General features: G+C 65.3%; 2 pseudogenes. Both read left to right on the forward strand.

The features are described from left to right. Positions 1-367 (forward strand): annotated as a pseudogene (locus tag EN742_RS35365) (6-phosphogluconate dehydrogenase (decarboxylating)); the annotation flags it as partial. A gap of 17 nt (positions 368-384) precedes the next feature. After that, a pseudogene (locus tag EN742_RS35370) lies at positions 385-1,226 on the forward strand (glucose-6-phosphate dehydrogenase); the annotation flags it as partial.

Below are 1,226 nucleotides of genomic sequence, written 5' to 3' on the forward strand. Positions count from 1 at the left end.
GGCGCGCACCGCCGACGCCGAGACCAGCCCGCTGGAGAACCCGCAATACTACCAGTTCGACATCGACCTGCCGCAGGTCGCCGAGGTCTGGCGGCACGGCAGCGTCATCGGTTCCTGGCTGCTCGATCTCACCGCCGGCGCGCTGAAGAACGATCCGGCGCTGACGCAGTTCGGCGGGCGCGTTTCGGATTCCGGCGAGGGCCGCTGGACGCTCAAGGCGGCGATCGACACCGGCGTGCCGGCGCCGGTGCTGTCCTCGGCGCTTTTCGACCGTTTCTCCTCGCAAGGCGAATCCGAATTCGCCGACAAGCTGCTCTCCGCCATGCGCTACGCCTTCGGCGGCCATGTCGAGAAGCCAAAGACCTGAGAGCGGGGAAGACATCGATGAGTCAGGAACGGTCCGACACGCTGGTGCTCTTCGGGGCGACCGGCGACCTTGCCCACAAGAAGATATTTCCGGCCCTCTACCAGATGGTCGCCAAGGGGACGCTCACCGAGCCGGTGATCGGTGTCGCCTTCGACCCCTGGGACATCGGCAAACTGCAGGCGCGCGCCCACGACGGCATCGTCAATGCGCTGGGCGGTATAGACGAGACGGTGTTCGCCAAGCTCGCCTCGCTGCTGCGCTATGTCAGCGGCGACTACCGCGACGCCGCGACGTTCGAGAAGCTGAAGACGGCGCTCGGCTCCGCCCAGCGCCCGCTGCACTACATGGCGGTGCCGCCGACCATGTTCGAAACCGTGGTCCAGGGGCTGGAGCAGTCCGGCACCGCGCGTGGCGCGCGGCTGATGGTGGAAAAGCCATTCGGTCACGACCTGCAGTCGGCGCGCTGGCTGAACCGGGTGCTGCACCTGGTGTTCGACGAGCAGTCGATCTTCCGCATCGACCACTATCTCGGCAAGGAAGCGATCCAGAACCTGCTCTATTTCCGCTTCGCCAATGCCTTCCTCGAGCCGATCTGGAACCGCAACTTCGTCGAGAGCGTGCAGATCACCATGGCCGAGGATTTCGGCATCGACGGTCGCGGCAAATTCTATGACGATGTCGGCTGCATCCGCGACGTCATCGAGAACCACCTGCTCAACATCCTGTTGCTGCTCGCCATGGAGCCGCCTGTCGGCCGCTCGGCCGACGACCTGATCGACGAGAAGGTCCAGGTGCTCCGCGCCATCCGCACGCTGACGAAGGACGATGTCGTGCGCGGCCAGTTCGACGGCTATCTGGC

The organism is Mesorhizobium sp. M4A.F.Ca.ET.020.02.1.1 (assembly GCF_004022645.1).
GTDB lineage: Bacteria > Pseudomonadota > Alphaproteobacteria > Rhizobiales > Rhizobiaceae > Mesorhizobium.